Source organism: Pseudomonas putida, assembly GCF_003228315.1.
GTDB lineage: Bacteria > Pseudomonadota > Gammaproteobacteria > Pseudomonadales > Pseudomonadaceae > Aquipseudomonas > Aquipseudomonas putida_S.
In genome coordinates, this window is record NZ_CP029693.1 from 3,223,614 (window position 1) to 3,243,106 (window position 19,493).

At 58.9% G+C, this 19,493-nt stretch carries 17 protein-coding genes; 3 read left to right on the forward strand and 14 right to left on the reverse strand.

The genetic code is table 11. The features are described from left to right. Positions 1 to 48 precede the first annotated feature (48 nt). From DKY63_RS14965 to rplM, 5 genes are all read right to left on the reverse strand, one after another. Positions 49 to 831, reverse strand: coding sequence for a cytochrome c1 (locus DKY63_RS14965; RefSeq protein ID WP_110964814.1), 783 nt, complete (start codon positions 829 to 831; stop codon positions 49 to 51). Continuing rightward, on the reverse strand, positions 831 to 2,042 hold the full coding sequence (locus DKY63_RS14970) for a cytochrome b (RefSeq protein ID WP_110964815.1): 1,212 nt from the start codon (positions 2,040 to 2,042) through the stop codon (positions 831 to 833). Before DKY63_RS14970 ends, DKY63_RS14965 begins: the two co-directional genes overlap by 1 nt. Then, positions 2,042 to 2,635: a ubiquinol-cytochrome c reductase iron-sulfur subunit gene (petA, locus tag DKY63_RS14975; RefSeq protein WP_110964816.1), complete on the reverse strand. Its 594-nt coding sequence runs from the start codon at positions 2,633 to 2,635 to the stop codon at positions 2,042 to 2,044. The genes DKY63_RS14970 and petA overlap by 1 nt, the downstream gene beginning before the upstream one ends. A 268-nt stretch (positions 2,636 to 2,903) precedes the next feature. Next, positions 2,904 to 3,296, reverse strand: coding sequence for a 30S ribosomal protein S9 (gene rpsI / locus DKY63_RS14980; protein ID WP_110964817.1), 393 nt, complete (start codon positions 3,294 to 3,296; stop codon positions 2,904 to 2,906). A gap of 14 nt (positions 3,297 to 3,310) precedes the next feature. Continuing rightward, positions 3,311 to 3,739 (reverse strand): 50S ribosomal protein L13, encoded by a 429-nt coding sequence (rplM, locus tag DKY63_RS14985; RefSeq protein ID WP_110964818.1) that lies wholly within the window; start codon positions 3,737 to 3,739, stop codon positions 3,311 to 3,313. Between the two features lie 245 nt (positions 3,740 to 3,984). Between rplM and DKY63_RS14990 the strand changes: the two genes are divergently transcribed. Continuing rightward, the gene (locus DKY63_RS14990) at positions 3,985 to 5,025 is read left to right on the forward strand and encodes an NADP(H)-dependent aldo-keto reductase (protein WP_110964819.1); all 1,041 of its coding nucleotides are present in this window, start codon (positions 3,985 to 3,987) and stop codon (positions 5,023 to 5,025) included. 103 nt (positions 5,026 to 5,128) lie between these two features. Here DKY63_RS14990 and DKY63_RS14995 read toward each other — a convergent pair whose 3' ends face one another. Beyond that, positions 5,129 to 6,265, reverse strand: coding sequence for an acyl-CoA dehydrogenase family protein (locus DKY63_RS14995; RefSeq protein WP_110964820.1), 1,137 nt, complete (start codon positions 6,263 to 6,265; stop codon positions 5,129 to 5,131). Between the two features lie 221 nt (positions 6,266 to 6,486). Here DKY63_RS14995 and DKY63_RS15000 point away from each other — a divergent pair, with 221 nt between their 5' ends. Continuing rightward, positions 6,487 to 7,407, forward strand: coding sequence for a GlxA family transcriptional regulator (locus DKY63_RS15000; RefSeq protein ID WP_204354356.1), 921 nt, complete (start codon positions 6,487 to 6,489; stop codon positions 7,405 to 7,407). A 182-nt stretch (positions 7,408 to 7,589) separates the two neighbouring features. On the opposite strand, the gene zapE is transcribed toward DKY63_RS15000, so the two are convergent. From zapE to DKY63_RS15015, 3 genes are all read right to left on the reverse strand, one after another. Further along, entirely contained in the window at positions 7,590 to 8,684 is a 1,095-nt protein-coding gene (zapE, locus tag DKY63_RS15005) for a cell division protein ZapE (protein ID WP_110964822.1), read from the reverse strand. Between the two features lie 90 nt (positions 8,685 to 8,774). Further along, positions 8,775 to 10,130 carry a tryptophan--tRNA ligase gene (locus tag DKY63_RS15010; RefSeq protein ID WP_110964823.1) on the reverse strand — a complete coding sequence of 452 codons (1,356 nt, stop codon included), beginning with the start codon at positions 10,128 to 10,130 and terminating at the stop codon, positions 8,775 to 8,777. Positions 10,131 to 10,154: 24 nt separating this feature from the next. Next, on the reverse strand, positions 10,155 to 10,784 hold the full coding sequence (locus DKY63_RS15015) for an alpha/beta hydrolase (protein WP_110967929.1): 630 nt from the start codon (positions 10,782 to 10,784) through the stop codon (positions 10,155 to 10,157). A 144-nt stretch (positions 10,785 to 10,928) separates the two neighbouring features. Here DKY63_RS15015 and DKY63_RS15020 point away from each other — a divergent pair, with 144 nt between their 5' ends. Continuing rightward, positions 10,929 to 11,363 carry a YhcB family protein gene (locus tag DKY63_RS15020; RefSeq protein WP_110964824.1) on the forward strand — a complete coding sequence of 145 codons (435 nt, stop codon included), beginning with the start codon at positions 10,929 to 10,931 and terminating at the stop codon, positions 11,361 to 11,363. A 78-nt stretch (positions 11,364 to 11,441) separates the two neighbouring features. On the opposite strand, the gene DKY63_RS15025 is transcribed toward DKY63_RS15020, so the two are convergent. The 5 genes from DKY63_RS15025 to DKY63_RS15045 form a co-directional block, all read right to left on the reverse strand. Then, positions 11,442 to 12,173: an OmpA family protein gene (locus DKY63_RS15025; protein ID WP_110964825.1), complete on the reverse strand. Its 732-nt coding sequence runs from the start codon at positions 12,171 to 12,173 to the stop codon at positions 11,442 to 11,444. Positions 12,174 to 12,276: 103 nt separating this feature from the next. Next, a complete protein-coding gene (locus DKY63_RS15030; protein ID WP_110964826.1) occupies positions 12,277 to 12,918 on the reverse strand; it encodes an MBL fold metallo-hydrolase in 642 nt (213 codons plus the stop codon). An 85-nt stretch (positions 12,919 to 13,003) separates the two neighbouring features. Beyond that, a complete protein-coding gene (locus tag DKY63_RS15035) occupies positions 13,004 to 15,742 on the reverse strand; it encodes a LuxR C-terminal-related transcriptional regulator (protein ID WP_110964827.1) in 2,739 nt (912 codons plus the stop codon). Positions 15,743 to 15,963: 221 nt separating this feature from the next. Continuing rightward, positions 15,964 to 17,328 carry a DUF1329 domain-containing protein gene (locus tag DKY63_RS15040; protein ID WP_110964828.1) on the reverse strand — a complete coding sequence of 455 codons (1,365 nt, stop codon included), beginning with the start codon at positions 17,326 to 17,328 and terminating at the stop codon, positions 15,964 to 15,966. 28 nt (positions 17,329 to 17,356) lie between these two features. After that, positions 17,357 to 19,243, reverse strand: coding sequence for a DUF1302 domain-containing protein (locus DKY63_RS15045; protein ID WP_110964829.1), 1,887 nt, complete (start codon positions 19,241 to 19,243; stop codon positions 17,357 to 17,359). Between the last annotated feature and the right edge of the window lie 250 nt (positions 19,244 to 19,493).

A 19,493-nucleotide genomic window follows, 5' to 3' on the forward strand; every position in this document is an offset into this window, starting at 1 on the left:
GAGGCGCCCTTGGGCGCGCGCGATTAACAGCAATAGCTTGAAGCTTTATCAGTGCACGTCTTTCCAGTATTCACGCTTGAGCAAGTATGCGAATACGAAGAAGAACGCCAGGTACAGCAATACATAGGTACCAATGCGCTGATGTTGCAGCTTAACCGGGTTAGCCGAGTAAGCCAGGAAGGTTACCAGATTCTTGACCTTCTCATCGAACTGCTCTTCGGTCAAAGAACCACTCTTCGGCACGATCGTCAGCTGATCGCATGCCTCGTGGGTCAACGGCGTACCGGTCAACGGGTCAAATTGCTTCTTGCCGTCTTCGACGATCTGGACTTGTTTGCAACCGACAACCTGGCGACCTTGCAAACCGACCAGGACGTTAGGCATACCGACGTTCGGGAAGACCTTGTTGTTCACCCCCCAAGGGCGCGATGGGTCTTCATAGAACGACTTCAGGTAACCGTAAAGCCAATCAGTACCACGAACACGAGCTACCAGGGTCAGATCGGGTGGTGCCGCACCGAACCAGGTCTTGGCGTCAGCCGGCTGCATGCCGATGCTCATGTGATCGCCAATCTTGGCGCCGGTGAACACCAGCTTCTCCAGCATCAGTTCATGAGGAATACCCAGGTCATCGGCGACACGCTCATAGCGCTGGAACTTGGCGCTATGGCAACCCATGCAATAGTTGGCAAACGTGCGCGCACCATCCTGCATGGCAGCTTTGTCGGATACGTCGATGTCGACTTTTTCCAGTTCAGGACCGCCGTGTTCAGCAGCGAAAGCAAACACTGGCAGTGCCGCAAGCATCAATACCGCAAATAGTTTTTTCATCAGCCAGTCACCCTTTCCGGAACCGGTTTGGTCTTCTCGAGCCGGGTATAGAACGGCATCAGAATGAAGTAAGCGAAATACAGGAAGGTACATACCTGCGACAGCAACGTACGCTCAGGGGTAGGCGCCAATACGCCCAGAACACCCAGGATCACGAACGAAATGCAGAATACCCAGAGCCAGATCTTGCTCAGCCAGCCTTTGTAGCGCATCGACTTGACCGGGCTGCGATCCAGCCACGGCAGCACGAACAGCACTGCGATGGCCGCACCCATGGCGATAACACCGAAGAGCTTGTCCGGAACCGCACGCAAAATCGCGTAGAACGGGGTGAAGTACCAGACCGGAGCGATGTGCTCAGGGGTCTTGAAGGCGTTCGCCACTTCAAAGTTCGGCTTCTCGAGGAAGTAACCGCCCATTTCCGGGAAGAAGAACACGATCGAACAGAAGATGAACAGGAACACCACCACGCCGACGATATCCTTCACGGTGTAGTACGGGTGGAAGGCAATGCCGTCCAGCGGTACGCCGTTTTCATCCTTGTGCTTCTTGATGTCCACACCGTCCGGGTTGTTCGAGCCCACTTCGTGCAGCGCCAGAATGTGCAGTACCACCAGACCGAGAATCACGATCGGCAACGCAACCACATGCAGGGCGAAGAAGCGGTTCAGGGTAATACCGGAAATCAGGTAGTCACCACGGATCCACTGGGTCAGGTCGTTGCCGATGACCGGGATCGCACCGAACAGCGAGATGATCACCTGGGCGCCCCAGTAGGACATCTGGCCCCACGGCAGCAGGTAACCCATGAAGGCTTCAGCCATCAGCGCCAGGTAGATCAGCATGCCGAAGACCCACACCAACTCGCGCGGTTTCTGGTACGAACCGTAGAGCAAGCCACGGAACATGTGCAGATAGACCACGATGAAGAACGCCGAAGCGCCGGTGGAGTGCAGAAGACGCAGGATCGAGCCGTACTCGACATCGCGCATGATGTATTCGACGGAAGCGAACGCTTCTTCCGCCGACGGGGTGTAGCTCATGGTCAGCCAGACACCAGTGACGATCTGGTTGACCAGCACCAGCAAAGCCAGGGAGCCGAAGAAGTAGAAGAAGTTGAAGTTTTTTGGCGCGTAATATTTGCTGAGATGGTCTTCCCACATTTTGGTCGCGGGAAAGCGCGCATCAACCCAATCCATGAACTTGCTCATCACGCGTTCTCCTTATCGACACCAATGACAATGATTTCATCGGTCTCATAGGAATGCGGGGGAACTGGCAGGTTCAAAGGCGCGGGTTGTGCCTTGTAGACGCGGCCAGCCAGGTCGTAGTGGGAGCCGTGGCAGGGGCAGAAATAACCACCTACCCAGTCCTTGCCCAGATCTGCGGGGGCGACTTCGGGACGGAATGTCGGCGAGCAACCCAGGTGCGTGCAGATACCGATCAGCAGCAGAACCTCAGGTTTGATCGAACGGGTTTCCGGATCAACATAGGTCGGTTGAGTCGAGTTCTTGGAGGTAGGATCAGACAGTTGACCCTCGATCTTCTTCAGATTCCCCAGGATTTCCGGTGTACGGCGGACGATGAATACCGGCTGGCCACGCCATTCAGCAATCATCTGCTGGCCTGGCTCGACTTTGCTGACATTCACTTTCACCGGTGCCCCTGCGGCTTTCGCCTTGGCACTGGGAAACCATGACCCCACGAACGGGACCGCAGCCCCCACCGCTCCTGCAGCACCCACCACGGATGTGGCTGCTACCAAGAAGCGACGCCGGCCTGCATTCACGCCGTCATTGCTCATTCAGTCCTCTCCCATCAGCTTTGTGGCCTGTTAAATCAGGCATCTACTAAATAAATCTATGTACTTATAAAAATTTTGCCGAATGGTAATGAAAACCCCCAATTCTGACAAGGTAATTACCGGGAGCTACCCCCCTCAAGCCTTGTAGTATAGGGCGTCTACGGATGTGGCAAGTTGTCACAGAGCAATTCTTTTATAAATCGCAGACACAAAAAAACGCCCAGCTCCGTGAGGAAACTGGGCGTTCTTTTTTGAACGTGGAAGCGAATTAACGCTTCGAGTACTGCGGACGCTTACGCGCTTTACGCAGACCAACTTTCTTACGTTCAACTTCACGTGCATCGCGGGTTACGAAGCCAGCTTTACGCAGCGAGCTGCGCAGAGTTTCGTCGTAGTCCATCAGGGCGCGAGTGATACCGTGGCGGATTGCGCCAGCCTGGCCACTTACACCACCGCCGATCACGGTGACGTAGATGTCGAATTTCTCGACAGTCTCGGTCAGCTCCAGCGGCTGACGAACTACCATGCGGGCAGTTTCGCGGCCGAAGAAGGTATCCAGCGAACGGTTGTTGATGGAGATTTTACCAGTGCCCGGACGCAGGAAAACGCGTGCGGTTGCGGTCTTGCGACGGCCAGTGCCGTAATTTTGAGTCGCCGACATAATGAACTATTCCGTTAAATCTTCAGTTCTTGGGGCTGCTGAGCAGTATGAGGGTGTGCAGCGCCCGCATAGACTTTCAGCTTACGGTACATGTCGCGACCCAGCGGGTTCTTAGGCAGCATGCCTTTCACCGCGGTCTCGATCACGCGCTCAGGGGCCTTGGCGATCAGCTTTTCAAAGTTGATCGACTTGATGCCGCCCGGGAAACCGGAGTGGGAGTAGTACATTTTGTCGCTGGTTTTAGCGCCAGTAACACGGATCTGCTCGGCATTGATCACGACGATGTAGTCGCCGGTGTCAACGTGAGGAGTGTACTCAGGCTTGTGCTTGCCACGCAGACGGCTGGCGATTTCGGTGGCCAGACGACCCAGGGTCTGACCAGCAGCGTCGACGACAAACCAGTCGCGCTTTACTGTTTCCGGTTTAGCAGTAAAAGTTTTCATTCTTTATAGCCTCAGGGGCCGCCTGTAAATAAGACGGCGGATCTTACTGAATAGTGCGTACTTTGACAAGTCAAAGGCAGCCGGATACAGACGCTTTCGGGGGCTCGGGTCGGCGCGTCCGTTCAACGGCAAGATTCTTCGGCGGCGGCGCATCACTTCCACTGCAGAAAGAGGTGCGCAATTATGCAGATTGCGAAAAATAATTCAACCTGCTTTTATGCTTGTTTTGCCCAAGGAGCTCCCCGATGGAGTATCGCCAGTTAGGCCGGACCAACCTGAACGTGAGTGCACTCTGCCTCGGCACCATGACCTGGGGCGAGCAAAACAGCGAAGCTGAAGCCTTCGCCCAGATTGAGCGGGCCAAGAGCGCCGGGATCAATTTCATCGATACCGCCGAGATGTACCCGGTGCCACCCAAGGCCGAAACCTACGCCACCACCGAACGCTACATCGGCAATTACTTCAAGAGCCGCGGCGATCGCGCCGACTGGATACTGGCCAGCAAGATCGCCGGCCCCGGCAACACCATCGACTACATCCGCGACAAGAACCTGCGCCACAACCGCCAGCACATCACCGAAGCCGTGGATGGCAGCCTCAAGCGCCTGCAGACCGACTACATCGACCTCTACCAACTGCACTGGCCCGAGCGCAGCACCAATTTCTTCGGACAACTGGGCTACAAGCACAAGATCGAAGCCAACCTGACACCACTGGAAGACACCCTCGAAGCGCTCGATGAGCAGGTCAAGGCCGGCAAGATCCGCCACATCGGCCTGTCCAACGAAACGCCGTGGGGCACCATGCGCTTCCTCGCCCTGGCCGAAGCCCGTGGCTGGCCGCGCGCGGTATCGATCCAGAACCCCTATAACCTGCTCAATCGCAGCTTCGAAGTCGGCCTGGCGGAAATCGCCATTCGCGAACAATGCGGATTGCTCGCCTATTCGCCGCTGGCGTTCGGTTTTCTGTCAGGCAAGTACGAAGGTGGTGCCCGTCCACCGAAAGGCCGCCTGAGCCTCTACAGCCGCTTCAGCCGCTATTTCAACCCGCAGTCGGAAGCAGCGTGCAGCCGCTACGTGGCGCTGGCGCGCGAGCACGGCCTTGATCCGGCACAAATGGCCTTGGCCTTCGTGACGCAGCAGCCGTTCGTCACCAGCAACATCATCGGCGCGACAACGCTGGAGCAACTGGACAGCAACATTGCCAGTTTTGATCTGAAACTGTCGGATGAAGTGCTGGAAGGGATCGAGGCGATTCACAAGGATCATCCGAATCCTGCGCCTTGATTGACTCATCTCTCCATTCGCGAGCAGGCTCGCTCCCACAGGGATTGCACTGTACCCGTGGGAGCGAGCCTGCTCGCGATGGCGGCATAACAGTCACAGCAGATCAAAGCGACCGCGCAATAATCTCCTTCATGATCTCATTGGTCCCGGCATAGATCCGCTGCACCCGCGCATCCGCCCACGCCCGGGCGACCGGGTATTCCCACATGAAGCCGTATCCGCCATGCAACTGCACGCACTCATCGAGAACCTTGCATTGCAGGTCGGTTCCCCAGTACTTGGCCATCGCCGCCGTGGGCACGTCGAGCTTGCCTTGCAGATGCAGTTCCATGCAGCGGTCGACGAAGACCCGGCCGATCTGGATTTCAGTCGCCATCTCCGCCAGCTTGAATCGCGTGTTCTGGAAGTCGGCAATCGATTTGCCGAACGCCTTGCGCTCACGGGTGTAATCCAGCGTCCACTCCAGCGCCGCTTCGGCTGACGCCAGCCCACCAATCGCCACGGTCAGACGCTCCTGCGGCAATTCCTGCATCAGATAGGCAAAACCCATCCCTGCCTGCCCCAACAGATTTTCCTTGGGCACCCGGACATCCTGGAAAAACAGCTCCGATGTATCCTGAGCCTTCATGCCAACCTTCTCCAGGCGCTTGCCCTTGTCGAAGCCCGGCGTATCGGCTTCCACCAGAAACAGGCTGGTGCCCTTCGCGCCCGCCTTCGGATCAGTCTTGGCCACGACAATCACCAGGTCAGCGAGATAACCGTTGGTGATGAAGGTTTTCGAGCCGTTGATCACATATTCGTCGCCGTCCAGCACTGCCGTGGTCTTGACCCCTTGCAGGTCCGAACCGGCGCCCGGCTCGGTCATGGCGATAGCGCTGACCATCTCCCCGGAAACCAGTTTCGGCAGGTATTTTTGTTTCAGCATTTCACTGCCGTAATGCAGGATGTACGGCGCCACGATGTCCGAATGCAGGGAGAAACCGATGCCGGTCAGCCCCAGCCGCCCCACTTCTTCGATCACCACCGCACTGTAAAGAAAGTCCGCCCCCAAGCCGCCGTACTCTTCCGGCAGATGCGAGCACAACATCCCCGCCTCCCCCGCCTTGTTCCAGAGTTTGCGGTCGATATAGCCCTGTTTTTCCCATTGCCCATGGAACGGCACCGCCTCTTTTTCCAGAAAGGTTCGCACGCTGTCACGGAAGAGTTCGTGCTCGGAACTGAACAAGGTTCTGGGAATCATGCGGCACCTGTCGTTAGTTTTTAGAAGAGGTAGGCCTTCAGAGACTAAGCCCCGTGTCCGATACAGGACACTGGACACATCCGACAAAAAATAAGACGATCCAGCCGTCTGGTGACCACTTTCCCCTATAAAAATAAAGTTGAATTATGTCTAACCAAGCCTCCACGCCCCTGCGGCGCGTCAGCATCCTGGCCTTCGACCGGGTTTTCGCTTCCACCCTCATGCAAGCCAAGGATTTCTTCCACCTCGCCAGTCTGCGCTACGGCAAACAGCTGGGCCACGGCCTGGTACCGGCCTTCGAAACCCGCCTGGTCAGCCCCGACGGCAAACCTGTGCAAAGTTTCAGCAATGTGCTCATGCCAGTGGACGGCGGGCTGGAAAATGCCGACATCATCGTCATTCCCGCATTCTGGGACGACTTCGAAAACCTCTGCCAACGCTACCCTCAAGTCCTGCCCTGGCTGCGCCAGCAACATGCACGCGGCGCCGTACTCGTTGGCGAGGCCACCGGAGTCTTCTGGCTGGCCGAGGCCGGGTTGCTCGACGGCAAGGAAGCGACCACTTACTGGCGCTTCTTCAATGCCTTCGCCGAACGCTTCCCGCGGGTCTACCTCAACCAGGACAAGCACCTGACCGACGCCGATAACCTCTACTGCGCGGGCGGCACCACCTCGGCATGCGACCTGTACATCTACCTGATCGAACGCTTCTGCGGCGCCAATGTGTCCCAGGCAGTGGCCCGGGACATTCTCTACGAGGTGCAGCGCAGCTACTCGCCAGGAAGAATCGGCTTCGGCGGCCAGAAACTGCATCAGGACGTGATCATCCTGCAGATCCAGCACTGGCTCGAAGAGCACTTCGCCGACAAATTCCGCTTCGAAGACGTCGCCCGCGAGCACGGCATGAGCATCCGCAACTTCATGCGCCGCTTCCAGACCGCCACCGGCGACAAGCCGCTGCACTACCTGCAACGCCTGCGCATCGAAACCGCCAAGGGCCTGCTGTCCGGCAGCCGCAAGAGCATCAAGACCATCAGCTATGAAGTTGGCTACGACGACGCCAGCTTCTTTGCCCGACTGTTCCGGCAGCACACTGAGTTGTCGCCGAACCAGTATCGGCAGCAGTTTCAGCAAGCGGCGTAGATTCCAGAATCAACACAATTTCAATGGAGGAGCGAGCCTGCTCGCGATGACGTCGGCACATCCAGCTTTAATGTGACTGACCCGGCACTATCGCGAGCAGGCTCGCTCCTACAGAGATCCCGGTAAGCCATTAGCGAAAAAAAAGGCCTGCAATCGCAGGCCTTTTCATTTTCCGAACCGCTCTACGGCTTATGCGCCCGAGACAGGAATTCGTGGGATTGCATTTCCAGCAGGCGGCTGAGGGTGCGCTGGAACTCGAACGTCAGGCGGCCACCGGTGTAGAGGTCTTTGAGCTCTACTTCGGCAGAAATGATCAGTTTCACGTTACGGTCGTAGAACTCGTCGACCATGTTGATGAAACGACGGGCGATGTCGTCGGTGGTGACGCTCATCTGCTCGACACCGCTAAGCAACACGGCGTGGAAGATCTTGCCCAGTTCGATGTAGTCGTTCTGGCTGCGTGGGCCATCGCACAGTTCGCGGAAGTCGAACCAGGCCACGTCATCACAGGTGCGCAGGGCGCGGATTTCGCGGTTTTCGATCATCAGCACGTCGTTCTCGACTGCTGCAGTGCATTCCGGCGTCAGCGCACGGAAACTCTTGCGCAGGCTTTCGTGGGCGGCTTCGTCCAGCGGGAAGTGGAACAGTTCCGCTTGTTCGAGATGGCGCAGACGGTAATCGACGCCACTGTCGACGTTGACGATATCGGTGTGCTGCTTGATCAGCGCGATGGCCGGCAGGAAACGCGCACGTTGCAGGCCGTCCTTGTACAAGCCGTCCGGCACGATGTTCGAAGTCGCGACCAGGCTCACGCCGTTCTTGAACAGCTCTTCCATCAGGGTGCCAAGGATCATGGCGTCGGTGATGTCGGAAACGAAGAACTCATCGAAACAGATCACCCGGGTCTCGGCGGCGAAACGCTTGGCGATGATGGTCAGCGGGTTTTTCTCGCCGCCCAGGGTTTTCATTTCTTCGTGCACGCGCTTCATGAAGCGGTGGAAGTGTGTACGGGTCTTTTCCTTGAACGGCAGCGCCTCAAAGAAGGTGTCGACCAGGTAAGTCTTGCCGCGACCTACGCCGCCCCAGAAATACAGGCCCTTGACCGGCGTCTGATCCTTCTTGCCAAACAGTTTGCCCAGCAGGCCTGGTTTGTTCTGCTCGGCCGCGACCAGATCGTCGTACAGGCGCTGCAAATGACGCACAGCCGTTTCCTGCGCAGCGTCATGGAAGAACTCCGGGCGTTTCAGATCAGCTTGATATCGTTCTAGGGGCGTCATAATTCGTTAGCAAGGCAACAAAAACGGGCCGTCACTTTAGCGATGGCCCGTGGGAATGGCAATCAACCCTTGGTCGGGTCGAGCCGTTGATTATTCCTGAATCGGCGTCAGCGCAATGCGCAGGGCGTCGATCGCACCGTCGCGCGCGGCGCTGTCAGCGAAAGCCGGGCTATCGCCGACGCACTCGCCTTCCAGCCAGACGCTGAAGCTCAAGTCTTCGCTACGCACGTCCAATGGCTGGCCCGATTGCAGTTGCTTGGTCACCTGCCCGGCGGTTTTACCGTCAGCGAAGTTGCGCGATAGCAGCAGTTGTTCACCATCGGCTGCCAGCAGGCGGAAGCGGAAGCTGCCGTCGTCTTCGCGGAAGCTGACGAAACGCGCGGCTTTCGCAGCTTTCTTCTTGGTGGTCGCCGCCACTTGTGTCTGAGCGACGAAGGAGCGCAAGCCCACCGCTTCACGCAGCTCGTGAAGGAACGGCGTCGCCACCGCACGGGCCTTTTTCGCACCGTGCTGCAGGATGTCTTCCAGGTCCGCCGGGCGCTCGATCAGTTGTTGATAACGCTCACGGGACTCGCCCAGTTCGTTGTCCAGCAACTGGAACAGGCGGTTCTTCGCCTCGCCCCAACCCAGGCCCTGCAGCAGTTCGCTACGGAACTCGTCGGCTTGCGCGGGGGTAGCAAAGGCCTGGAACAGGGTGAACAGGTGCGAATTGTCTGGATCTTTCGCTTCGCCCGGGGCACGGGAGTCGGTGACGATCCGCGAAATCGCGTCCTTCATCTCTTTGGCGCTGCTGAACAGCGGGATGGTGTTGTCGTAGCTCTTCGACATCTTGCGACCGTCGAGGCCCGGCAACGTCGCCACACTTTCCTCGATCAGCGCCTCGGGCATGGTGAAGAACTCCTTGCCCTGGCCGAACAGGTGATTGAAGCGTTGACCGATGTCACGGGCCATTTCCACGTGCTGGATCTGGTCGCGACCGACCGGCACCTTGTGCGCGTTGAACATCAGAATGTCCGCGGCCATCAGCACCGGGTAGCTGTACAGGCCCATGGTGATACCGGCATCCGGGTCTTCACCGGTCTCGACGTTCTTGTCCACCGAAGCCTTGTAGGCGTGGGCGCGGTTGAGCAGGCCCTTGGCGGCGACGCAGGTCAGCAGCCAGGTCAGCTCGGGAATCTCCGGGATGTCGGACTGGCGGTAGAAGGTCACGCGATCCACATCCAGGCCACCGGCCAGCCAGGTCGCGGCGATTTCCAGACGCGAACGCTGAATGCGCAGCGGGTCATCGCATTTGATCAGGGCGTGATAGTCGGCCAGGAAGTAGAACGAATCGGCATTGCTGTCACGGCTGGCGACGATCGCCGGGCGGATGGCGCCAGCGTAGTTGCCCAGGTGCGGCGTGCCGGTGGTGGTAATGCCGGTGAGGATACGGGTACGAGTCGTCATGGGTAATCGCTTGTCAGACTGCAATCAATTCGAAAGACGCGGCAGGATAAGATCCTTGAGATCGGTCAGCTTGCCATGAAAGAAGTGCCCGCATTCTGCCACTTTCAGCAGCTCATGGGGACGTTCCAGTTGTTCGGACCAGTCGTAGACGACTTGCGGGTCGATGACTTCGTCGGTTTCCGGCTGAATCAGGGTCAGTTCGCCCTGCTGCGGCAGTTGATCCTGATCGCCCAGGCGCATGACCGCTGGTGCGACCATGAACAGGTGCTTGATCTGCTCGCCTCTGGCTTCCAGGCGTCCGCCGAGGCTGGCGGCGACAAAACCGCCGAAGGAGAAGCCGAACAGGGTCAGGGGCAGATCCGGGTGCTTTTGCCGAAACCATGCCGCTGCGGCCTGGGCATCGTCGACTTCGCCCGTGCCCATGTCATGAGTGCCTTCGCTGGCGCCGACGCCACGGTAGTTGAAGCGCAGGGTGATCAGGCCGGCATCGCGGGCGGTACGCTGCAGGGTCGAGACCACTTTATTGAGCATGGTGCCGCCCTGCACCGGGTTCGGGTGGCAGATCAGCGCAATACCGCGCGGTTGCTCGTTATCCAGATAGAGGGCTTCCAGCTGCCCAACAGGGCCATCAATCACTACAGGGGTTTCACGCATCAGCAAGGAAGGAACTCCGTGACCTCGAATCAGGTCGACTCGTCTAGCAAATTGTCTGCGACTGTCCATTGCGAGTGAATCGCGGTATACAGCGCAGGTTCGAGCCGTTAACGTAAAGCAAAGCCGTTTATAGAGGAAGGACTCGTGGAACACTCGCTCTTAGTTTGGTTGTTGCCGACTCTTGCCCTGGTTGTGGGTGTCGCCATTGGATTCCTGATCGCTCGCCTTGCGCCGAATGCCGCGCCTAGCAGCACGCAACGTCAGCTGGACGATATTCAGGAACGCTTCGACAGTTATCAGAACGAAGTGGTGACCCACTTCAACAGCACTGCGACACTGGTCAAGAAACTGACTCAGAGCTATCAGGAAGTGCAGGATCATCTCGCCGAGGGCGCCAACCGCCTGGCCCTGGACGAGCAGACCCGCCAACGCTTGCTGGCCTCCCTGCACGCCGATGCGACGCAGGCTCCACGGGAACGCCTGACGCCACCGCGCAGTCAGGAACCACCGCGCGACTACGCACCTAAAGCCCCGAACGCCCCGGGCATGCTCGATGAGCATTATGGTCTGAAGAAGTAAGCAAATTCAGGCGAAAAAAAACCGCCCGAGCCATTAAGGATCGGGCGGTTTTTTTATGTCTGGGGTTCAGTCAGACAATTATGGGTATTGCTGAACGTTGCCCTGCTGCTGGGCACCATACTGCTGCCCCGGAATCGCCTTGAGGTTGACCTCTACACGACGGTTCTGTGCACGGCCATTGACGTCGGCGTTGCTGGCAACCGGGCTATCCGGACCGGCGCCACGGGCGCTCAGGTTGGTGCCACTCACACCTTGCGAGGTCAGGTAAGTCGCGACGCTCTGGGCCCGACGCTGGGACAGGTCCATGTTGTGCTGGCGGCTGCCGGTGCTGTCGGTGTAGCCGACGATTTCGATCTGGTTCTGGTTGAATTCCTTCAGCGAGCCGGCCAGGTTGTTCAGCGGCTGGTAGAAGCTTGGAGCGATGTTCGCCGAATCGGTGGCGAAAGTGATGTTGCCCGGCATGATCAGCTTGATCTGATCGCCCTGGCGCTGCACTTCAACGCCGGTGTTGGCCATGCTGGCGCGCAGTTTCTTCTCCTGCTGGTCAGCGTAGTAGCCGTAACCGGCGGCGGAAGCACCGACCACTGCGGCACCGATCAGCGCGCCCTTGCCACGGTTATCGTGGTTGATGGCGGCACCGGCCAGTGCACCGGCCAAGGCACCGAGGCCACCGTACTTGGCGGTTTTGCTCATGCCTTGCGAGCCACCATCAGCCTGCCCCTGACTTCCGTCATATGGGTTGGGCGATGCACAACCGGACAACAGCGCCACGGCAGTAGCAACAATAATCAAACGACGGGTGGTGAACATGAAGAGCTCCTACTTTTTGCATTCTGTGGTGCAAAGGACGTAAGCATCGAACCTTTGCGGGCGTTGGATCATTTCGCCCGGGGAAAATTCCGCTTGTTACAAATCAGGCCCGAACGAACGGGTTCTCACGCATTTCATCGCCCAAGCGGGTGTCAGGGCCATGCCCGGCCACCACGATTGCCTCCTCATCGAGGGTATACAGGCGCTGCTTGATCGAACGCACGATCGTCCCCTGATCGCCACCCCACAAATCCGTACGCCCGACTCCGCGACGGAACAAGGTGTCGCCGGCAATCAGCAGTTTAGCTTCCGAAAACCAGAAGCTCATGGAACCCGGCGTATGCCCTGGCGTGTGCAGGGCAACGCCGCAGCCACAAGCCAGTTCTTCATCGTCGGCCAACCAGCGATCCGGTGATGGCACTGGCGTGTAGGGCACGCCGAACATCTGGCATTGCATTTCCAGATTGTCCCAGAGGAACTGATCTTCCTTGTGCAAATGCAGGGTTGCGCCGGTTTTCTCCTTCAACTGACCGGAAGCCAGGAAGTGATCGAGATGCGCGTGGGTGTGGATGATGCTGACCAGCTTCAGGCCCAGTGCTTCAAGCCGGGCAAGGATCAGTTCGTGATTGCCGCCCGGATCAACGACGATGGCCTTTTTCGTGAGCGGATCGCCGATGATCGTGCAGTTGCACTGCAACGGGCCGACGGGGAAGGTTTCTCGGATAAGGGAAGGTTGCTGGGACATCGGGGCCTGCTCGATAAACGGGACGAGCGATTTTCGCACACTTGAGTATCGAGGGATTTACCGGGCGATGTAACGTGAAAGTTCCTTAACCCAAAACCCCCAGTTCCTTCGCCCGCGCCACCGCCTGTGTCCGCCGCTCGACGCCAAGCTTGCTGTTGATATGGCTGGCGTGGGTCTTGACCGTGTGCAGGGAAATGAACAGCTGGTCGCTGATTTCCTGATTCGAGCAACCCTGTGCGATCAGGCGCAGGACTGCCAGTTCCCGGGTACTCAGTTGCTCGGAAACAGGAGCGACCTCCAGGGCAGAACGCGCAGATTGTGCCGGAAGTTTATCGACGAGGTCCTGGGCAACGGTCGTCAACGCGCCGCATGGCAACTGCCCGCGAAGCCAGTCGGGATGTTCAGCCAGCAACCTGTCGAAGGGTTGCAGAATGCCGCCGGCGGCAGCGTCCAGTGCGTGCCCCAATGCCTTGCGTGCCTCGGGCTCACGCCCGGCGCCGAGCAATAGCGAGACTTTTTGCGTCAATGCCATCGCGCTCAACATCTGCCGACCGGTTTGCTGGCCGTGCTCGAGCAGCGCATTCAAGCGTCCTTCGGCCAGCATGGGTTGCCCTTGAATCACTTCCAGCAAGGCTTGCTGCAACTCGATGTGCAACGGCAACTGCGGGTGGAATTCCGGTGGTGCGGCCGGGTGTTCTCCGTTGTAGGTCTGCCCCAGTCGCGCCAGCCAGGCTTCCGCCAGATCGATGCGCCCCTGGGCCAGCCACAGCTCGCATTTGACCAGGGTGATCATTGCCAGATAGTAAATCGGCGGCACGTCCCAGATGTGCATCAGTCGCTCGGCTTCGGCCAGCTCGGCAAAGGCCTTGGCGAACTCCCCGCTGCTGCCTTCGAGCCGGGCAATCACGCAATGGCCGATCAGCACACTGATATCGCGACAGGCCCGCGCTTCGCTCAAGCCGACCTGCAAGCGCTGGCGCGCGGCGTGCGGTTGCAGGCGCAGCGCCAGCAGAAAACCCTCGTACAACGTCAACCGTGCGCGAACGGCATACAGGCGTTGCGGTGACAGCCCTTGCAGGCGACGCAGCCCCTGCCGGACTTCATCCATGGCGCGAAGGATCTCCCCTCGCGCTTGCAGCACCCGCGCGCGGTCGTAATGGGTCAGCGCTTCGAACAACGGGTTGCCGACACGTTGTGCCAGCTCCAGGGAATCACGGTTCAACTGGCGTGCACGCCACAAGTCACCGTCGGCAATCGCCAGATTGGACAGCGTGGACAGGCACATCAAACGCTGGCCATAGCGTTTGGCGGGCAGGCTCTCCAGCGCTTCGGTGCAATAGCGCAGCGTGAGTTCACGATTGCCGCGCCCGCGGGCGATGATCCCGCTAAGGGCCAGCCATTGGGCCAGCATCGACTTTTGCGCAGTGGCCGATGGCGCCGGCAGGAAACGGCTCAAATGCGCGGCCAATTCCTCAGCAGCGTCCAGCTGACAGGCCAACCCCAACGCCCAGCTGTAGAGCACGATCAGCCGTGGCGTGCTGATCAGCAGGCTGTCAGGCAAGTCCATTTTCCAGCGCAGCAACATGCCGACATTCTGCTCGGCCAGCAGTTGCTCTTCCGAAAGGTTTTGCACCAGGTTCGCCGCGACATCCAGATGTCCGGCGCGCAATGCCTGCTCTACCGCCTCGTCAAGCAAACCCTGAGCATTGAACCAGCGGCAGGCACGCAAGTGCAGGCTCGCAGCCGGCACCATCGACTGGACGGCAGGCCGCGAACGCAACAGATCGGAAAACAGATGGTGATAGCGATACCAGTGACCATGCTCATCCAGCGGCACCAGAAACACCTGATGAGCCGCCAGGAAGCGCAGGATTTCAGCGCTGTCGTGGGCATCGCGAACGGCGTCGCACAGTTCGCTGCAGAAACGCTCCTGGGGCGCGGTGTCGTAGAGGAAAGCTTGCACTTCGGCGGGCAGGCAATCGATGACTTCTTCAAGCAGGTAGTCGCGGATCAGCCCTTCCCCACCGTGAAGCGTCTGGGGCAGTGCGCCATGAGTGCCGGCTTCCGACGCTGCCAGCAGCCAGAAACGCAATCCGGCGACCCAGCCTTCACTGCGTTGGATCAGCGCTTCCAGCGCCTCGCCACGCAGGGAGCTGCTGTGGCGATCGAGCAAGCTCAGGGCTTCGTCATGGGTCAGACGCAGGTCCTGTTCATGCAACTCCAGCAACTGCCGCGACAGGCGCAGGCGCGCCAGATGCCAGTCAGGTCGCTGACGGCTGGTGACCATCACCAGTAAACCGTCGGGAAGGTGATTGAGGAAAAACTGCAGGCAACGATCGAGTACCGGCCCCTGGGCCAGATGATAGTCATCGAGCACCAGTAACAGCGGCGTTGCTGTCGACAGCTGCACGGCCAGTTCATCGAGCAATCCGTCGAGCCATTCCTCGAAGGCAAAAGGCTGATGGCGCTGGCGCATTTTCAGCAGCCCCAGGGACTGCCTGCCCAATTGCGGGTAAAAGTCCTGCAGGCCCTCGAGCAGCCGTTCGAGGAAGCGGCCAGGATCACTGTCCCGTGGACTCAACCCCAGCCACAAGCTCTGCCAATGACCCGGCAGCGACTGGCAGAACTCCACCGCCAACGAGCTCTTGCCGAACCCCGCTGGCGCACTCACCAATAGCAGCCGGCCATCGAGCCCCGCGCTCAGACGTTCGCAAAGCCGCGGACGCAGCACATGACCATCGGGCAATGGCGGTCGATAAAAACGCCCGTCCAACGCCGCGATAGCGATGCTTGCAGGACCTGGTGGTGGGGACAGATCAGTCATGGCCGGCTCTTGTTGAATTGCAGGTGGCGGCGTTGCAGATGTCCGCAGACTAGCGGTAAACGATGAGGGAATGAAGATAATTGCTACAAATGGCTACAAAAAGACTACGAACAAAATTATCTCCGCCTGTAACGCAACGTTGTTCACGGAAAGATCGCCATAAAAAAACGCCCCGAACCAGTCGGGGCGTTTCAGAGGATGCGGCCTCGGTTTACTGACGCTTAACGAATGCCATCCTGACGCAGGGCGTTCGGGGTGAAGTCCGCGGTGGTCGCGGTGAAGCCGAAGTCATATGCCGACTTCTCTTCGTTCTTCATGCCCAGTGCCAGATAGCGACCCGACTGCAGGTCGTACAGGGCTTCCAGGGTGTACCACGGCACCTGAACGTTGTAGTAAGGCTGGGCATGAGCTTCCGCCACGCGCCAGAGCTGGTTGCGACCGTCGTAGTGGTCGATCACCGCCGCTTGCCAGGTGTCTTCGTCGATGTAGAAGTCACGCTTGGCGTAGATGTGGCGCTGACCTTCCTTCAAAGTCGCCACCACGTGCCAGACGCGACGCAACTCGTAACGGGCCAGATCCTGGTTGATGTGACCTGCCTTGATGATGTCGGCGTACTTGAGCTTCGGATCGTCGAGCTTGTAAGCGTCGGAGGCGATGTACATCTCTTTCTTGCCTTCCAGCTTCCAGTCGTAACGATCCGGCGCACCGTTGTACATGTCGAGGTTGTCGGAAGTGCGCAGACCGTCGGCGGCTGTACCCGGGCCGTCATAGGACACTTGCGGTGCACGACGCACACGACGCTGACCGGCGTTGTAGACCCACGCCGAACGCGGCTCGGCGACCTGGTCGAGGGTTTCGTGCACTAGCAGCACACCACCGGCCAGACGTGCCGGCGCGGTCACTTTCTGCTTGAAGTAGAACAGGATGTTGCCCGGGTTCTTCGGATCGTAATCCTTCATCTTGTCGCGGAACACGAACTGGTCCTGGAAGTACACCAGGCTGAACGAGCCGTTGGCCTGCGGCGTGGCCTGAGTGACCAGTCGAGTCACGCTGCCGCCGCGATAGCGGGTGATGTGGTTCCAGATCACCTCGACACCGCTTTTCGGAATCGGAAACGGTACGGCGGTCTCGAAGTTCTTCAGCCCGTTGCCACCGGATACCAGCTCTGTGTTGGTGGCGTTTTTCTTGATGGCGGCGAACACGTCATCCGGCACGGTCGCACCGCGATGGGACGGGTAGACCGGCATCTTGTAGGTGTCCGGGTAGCGCTTGAACATCGCGTACTGGCCAGGTGCGAGCTTGTCCTTGTACTGCTCGACGTTCTGCGCCGTGATGGTGAACAACGGCTTTTCACTGGCGAACGGATCGGACAGGAAGCCCTTGCTGTCGACGGTGCCGGCATTCTTCGGCAGCGGTTTCCAGGCCGGGATCGAACCGTCGGCGTTACCCGCCATTTCCGCGCCCATCGGGGTCAGGCTCTTGCCCAGCTTGTCCGCTTCGGCCGCCGGGACTGCCGCCATTACGCTGGTCGCCAGCAGCGAAAGTCCCAGAACACCGGCGTGGAACAGACTTTTTGTAATTTTCATGTGTGTACTCGTCCTGAAAATACAGTGCTTAGAAGTTCACGCCGAAGCTGAGCGCAACGAAGTCGCGGTCATCCACGGTGGTGTACTTGCCGTCGAAGAAGTTGGTGTACGCCAGGCTTGCGGTGTAGGTGTTCTGGTACTCGGCGTCGACACCCAGGCTGACCGCCTTGCGGCCTTCCTCGAAGTTGCCGCCAGGGCCAGGGGAGTAACCTTCCACGTCGTGGGACCAGGCCACGTTCGGCTTGAGGTTCACACCGGCGAACACGTCGTTGTATTCCCAGATCGCACGAGCGCGATAACCCCAGGAAGTCGGTGTAGTGAAGCCTTCGTCGGTGCAATTGCGGCTGAGGTTGTTGGTCGGTGTACCTGGACCTGCACCGTTGATCGTGCTCTGGTTGAGCGCGATACAAGTGTTCTGGCCACCGGTCGCCGGCAGTTCGCCAGGACCGAATACCGGGTCACGGCCATAACGGACGTCGGAGGTGCTTTCCAGGCCGCCTACGTGGGTTACGCCCACTTCGCCCACCAGGGTCAGACGCTCGGCGCCCATGACCTGATCGAAGAAGTGCGTCAGGGTAGTCTGGAACTGGGTGACTTCCTTGCGGCGATAGCCGTGCAGATCCGAACCTGGTGGGGCGGAGAGCAACGACGCATTGGTCAGTGCGCCGCCCAGAGGACGTACACCGGCGAACAGAATGTCGGTGGTGTTGAGTTGTACCGGCGCGTTTGGACGGTAGCTGATCTCACCGCTCCACGCCGTGCCGGTAGGCAGGGTGGTGGAGAAGCTCAAGCCGTAGAGGCGGATGTCTTCCGGGTATTCGATGAAATAGCTCGAGTTACCCGCGACAATCAGCGGCGCCAACGCCTGCAACTGCGCCGGCAGAGCCCTTACCCCGGCAAAAGTCGATGCTGGAGCACCCGTGGCGCTGAAGACCGGCGCACGGCTGTGGTAGTTCATGAAGTAGGCACCGAACTCGGTGTCCAGCGGATCGAACATGTACTTGAGGGACGCGCCCCATTGGCCGCTATCCCGCGCATCGCGGTCCGGACCACGGCGCACCAGCACACCTTCGTTGTCGACGTCGACACCCAAGCGGGTCAGAGTCGGCAGGGCCGCTGCCGGAATGGTCGAGCGTTTGTTCAACACGCGCAGGTTGCCATCGCAACCGTCGGCGACGATGTCGGGCTGGGAGAAGAAGGTGCCGCAGTTGTCGACGACGGTCTGGTCCCATTCGAGCTGATAGAAGGCGTCGGCCGACAGGTTGTCGGTCAGGCTCTGGGACACATAGAACATGTTGACCGGAATCAGGCCCTCCTTGATCTCGGCGCCTGGACGGCGGAACGCGGACACGTCGATCGGGTTGATCGAGTTGATACCGCCACCGATAAAGGTACTTTCACCCCAGCTGACGACCTGCTTGCCCAGTCGCACGGAACCGGGTTTATCGGCGATGGCATAGTTGTGATAAACGAAGGCGTCGAGAAGTTCGCTACCGGCGGACTTGGCGCCTTCCTTGCGGTTGTCGTCGCTGATGTCCTTGAATGGACGGCTTTCGTCCTTGAGTTCGAAGTCGTACCAGTATTTGCCACGGACGAAGACGCCGGTGTCGCCATACTTCAACTCAAGGTCATGGATGCCCTTGAAGATCTTCGAGAAGGTTTCACCGCTCTTGAAGTTCAGGTGACCGTCATCGGAAGTCTGGGACAGGCCACGGCCGCCGTTGTTGACACCGATGAGGTTCTTGTTGGCGTTCTCAGTAGACCAACTGGCACCGATCGACAGGGACGAGTCGAATTGACCTTCAATTTCTCCGATGTTGAAACTGACGCCGAATGCGGGTCCGGCGAGCGTAGAGGCAAGGCTGACGGCCAAGGGCAGTTTAGCCCGGCGCCAGAACTGGTTTACTGATGTCATCGACGCTTCTCCATGTGCATTTTATTGTTATGGCAGTGAGCACTTTTAAAAACGCTTGGAGGACAGGGAGCCAAGGCATCCCAAAGTCATTCCAAAGTTGCATCGCCCCGGTTTGTGCGTTTGCTCCGTTCTTAAAAATCCTTGAGCGGACTATAGCCAGCAGGTAGTAGTGCTTGATCCCTCTAAAGTGTGATTTGCACCTGCCAGGCACTCTGGAACAGTCCTTTGCCAGGCCGACACCCGTCGGCAC